Source organism: uncultured Oceanicoccus sp. (assembly GCF_963968385.1).
Lineage (GTDB): Bacteria > Pseudomonadota > Gammaproteobacteria > Pseudomonadales > Dasaniaceae > Oceanicoccus.
Map to the genome: position 1 here is coordinate 1 of NZ_CAXAHB010000116.1, position 3,360 is coordinate 3,360.

General features: G+C 47.8%; 3 protein-coding genes. All 3 read left to right on the forward strand.

What is annotated here, in order from left to right:
• Positions 1–103 precede the first annotated feature (103 nt).
• The gene (locus tag AACP44_RS08815; protein WP_339340160.1) at positions 104–763 is read left to right on the forward strand and encodes a cytochrome c4; all 660 of its coding nucleotides are present in this window, start codon (positions 104–106) and stop codon (positions 761–763) included.
• 41 nt (positions 764–804) lie between these two features.
• A complete protein-coding gene (locus tag AACP44_RS08820) occupies positions 805–1,449 on the forward strand; it encodes a thiol:disulfide interchange protein DsbA/DsbL (RefSeq protein WP_339340161.1) in 645 nt (214 codons plus the stop codon).
• A 153-nt stretch (positions 1,450–1,602) separates the two neighbouring features.
• The coding region (locus AACP44_RS08825) for a diguanylate cyclase (RefSeq protein ID WP_339340162.1) at positions 1,603–3,360 on the forward strand (1,758 nt) is incomplete at its 3' end.

The following is a 3,360-nucleotide window of genomic DNA, read 5'->3' on the forward strand; positions in this document are numbered from 1 at the left end:
AAGGCATTGATTGAATATATGGCCCAGCCCAAGTAAAAGTAATTGAGCTTGAGCGGTGCTGTAAGGTGGCCGCTCCAGATAAAGATCTATTGTTGGAACAACTATGAAAAAATTATTCGTAAGCTTTTTAGTGATTGCAAGTGTTGCCGGTTTTGCGCAGGCAGGTGGCGATGCCGCTGCTGGCAAAAATAAGGTGGCAACCTGTGTGGCCTGTCATGGCGAGGGTGGCAATAGCTTAGTGCCTAACTTTCCTAAGTTGGCTGGACAGAACGAGCGCTACTTAGTGAAACAGTTAAAAGATATTCAGTGTGGCGCGCTTTCTGCGGCAGAACAAAAAGCTCAAAAATGTAATGGTCGCGCAATTCCAACTATGACTGGTCTACTAGATAATTTTAATGATGCTGATTTGGCAGATATCGCGGCTTACTATGCCAGCCAGCCTAGCTCAGGCGGACAGGCCAAAGCGGCTAACGCTGCCAAAGGTGAAGAAATTTACCGTGCCGGCATTCGCAGCAAGGGCGTAGCGGCGTGTACCGCCTGTCACTCGCCAACCGGCAAGGGTAATGCTCCCGCTGGATACCCCGCGCTAGGTGGCCAGCACGCTGATTACATAGCGGCTCAACTTAAAGCCTTCCGGGCAGCGGCAGATGGCTTGGCCGGCCGTTCAAATGATGGCGAGACTAAAATTATGCGAGATGTGGCTTACCGTATGAGCGACAGCGAAATTGATGCGGTAGCAAACTATATTTCTGGCTTGTACTAATCCTTTATACTTAATAGATAGCAAATAATCGGAGTCAGCGCATGAATCGTTTTATTAAAGCACCCGTTATCCTCGCCGTACTGGCATTGATAATGACATCCGCTTTCGCTAGCGCCCAAGAGCCTGTTCCCGGTAAAAACTATATAGTACTAGACCAGCCCGTTCGCACCCGTGACAGCAGCAAAGTCGAAGTGGTTGAAGTGTTTTGGTACGGCTGTAGTCACTGTTACAGCTTTGAGCCACTGATTAAACAGTGGAAAAAGCGCAAGCCTGACTATGTCGACTTTTGGCAGTCGCCGGCTATGTGGAACGGCACCATGAAAACCCATGCGGCGATGTTTTATACCGCCGAGATCTTGGATGTGATGGATAAATTACACGACCCCATTTTCACTGCCATGAATGTCGAGCGTAAGCGTTTGGCGACTGTTGGCGAGATAGAAGACTTCTTTGCTGACTACGGTGTTGATCGTCAAGCGTTTCGTAAAGCCTTTAAGTCTTTTAGTGTTAACAGCATGGTCAAACAGGCCGATGCTCGTGCCCGCAGTTATAAAATCACCGGCACGCCTGAAGTCGTAGTCAATGGTAAATACCGGGTTTCTGCTCGTTTGGCCGGTGGCCAGGCAGAGATGCTTAAAGTAGTTGATTTCTTAATCGAAAAAGAACGCGCTCTGCTAGTCAAATAAAGTGTTTTCTCAGTTTCATCAGGCGGGTTGTGCTGTGCCTGATTGCTCCCTCAATGTTTATGCCCATAATTTCGTGCCTATGCCCTTTTTAAGGTCTATCTTATTTTTAGGTCTATAATGAGGCCTACCTTTTAAAAAGCTGGACTAACAGGTATGAATAGCAAAACCTCCCCCGACGATCAGAGCGACTGGAAAGACAAGTATCTCGATACGCTTGATAAGCAGAGAAAGCGCGATCGTCAGCAGCAGGCCATGACCTCCCTATTGGTAAAAGCCGTTGTGCGTATGAGCATGATCGTCGAGGGTGTTGATGAGCAATTAGACAAGCAATTGGCCGGAATGCGGGAACTCTTTCGTGACGGTATGCCATCGGGCAGTGACCTCAATACCGTGGTTAATGCGTTAGAAGGTCAGCTTAAGCGAATCAATATTGTTAAAGACGAGCGCACCAAGATCATCGTGCACAGCTTTCAATTACTGGTCACCACACTGCAAAATCTAAAGCCGGAAAGGGACGCCGGACAACAACTTAAACAACTGAATAAAAATTTAAAAACTCGCAGTAACCAGATGCAAGAATATTCTGTGCTGATCAATGAATATGCCAAAGTGCAGCAGGAAGTCTTGAATGAAAGAAATATTCATCGAGCCAGCAAGCCCTTTTGGCATTGGTGGTCGGCGGATAAGAAGGTCGTTGAAGCTGAGACTGCCAGCATACAAAACAGCGAGGGTTATACAGAAAAAATCATCGCAGAGCCTGTTAAACAAGAGGTGTCGGCTACCAAAGGCAACAACAATGACGGCCTAGATTTATCTGACGATGTTGATGAGCCGAGAGATATTATTGATCCGGGTTCCGTAGGCGAAGAGCCTTCCTTCTCCGGTTTAAATCAAGCCGTTTGTGAGGTGTTGCAAGAATTGCTCGACCAAATCGAGCCACCACCACTGGCCAAAGAAAATTACCAGGCTGTACAACAGCAAATAGAGCAGGGCTTAAACTGGTATGACTTGGTGCCAACCCTTGAAGATATTAGCATTGTTGTGATTTCCGCCTTTGATCGCAACCAGCAAGAATTTGAACGCTTCCTTTCCCGACTCAATGAGCGCCTGCTGCAAGCCTATAAATTTATCGGCGAGTCAGAGCAGGCAAACGGGGTTGGGCGAGAAGCGGGCAAACAACTTAGCGATTCTATGCGTGAGCAGGTTAGCGCCATGCAGCAATCCGTAGCAGCGGCCACTGAGCTAGACCAGCTCAAAGCAGAAGTCAGCTCCCGCCTTGATCAAATAGTTGCCGCCATGGATCAGTATCAAATCGGCGAACAGCAGCGTGAAGCGACCTTGTCAGAAAAGCTTGATGCGTTGGTCGCGCAAGTTAAAAATATAGAAGAAGCCTCGGAGAATGCTGAGCAGCGCATCGAAGAACAACGTCAAAAAGCCCTGAAAGATGTGCTGACACAGCTGCCCAATAGAGAAGCTTATAACATTCGGTTAGAGCAGGAATTTGAGCGTTGGCAGCGGTATAAGCGCCCGTTAACCATGGTGATCTGTGATATTGACCACTTCAAGCGCATTAATGATAACTATGGCCATCTGGCGGGCGATAAGGTCCTGCACATTATTGCCAAAACCCTGCGAAAGCACTTGCGTGCAACGGATTTTGTCGCGCGTATCGGGGGTGAAGAGTTTGTGATATTAATGACTGAAACCGAGCAAAATCAAGCGTTTATGGTGGTAGAAGACGTCAGAGAGGCGATTGCCAACTGCCCATTCCACTTCAAAGAAGAGCCTATTGCTATCACCATGTCTTTTGGCCTGTCAGAGTTTGCCGAGGGAGATAGCAGCGATATGGTGTTTGCTCGCTCAGACAGGGCGCTATACCGAGCCAAAAAAGAAGGGCGAAATCGGTGTATT

Coding starts and splice junctions, on each gene's coding strand:
- AACP44_RS08815 (WP_339340160.1), top strand. CDS start 104: ATGAAAAAATTATTCGTAAGCTTTTTAGTGATTGCAAGTGTTGCCGGT.
- AACP44_RS08820 (WP_339340161.1), top strand. CDS start 805: ATGAATCGTTTTATTAAAGCACCCGTTATCCTCGCCGTACTGGCATTG.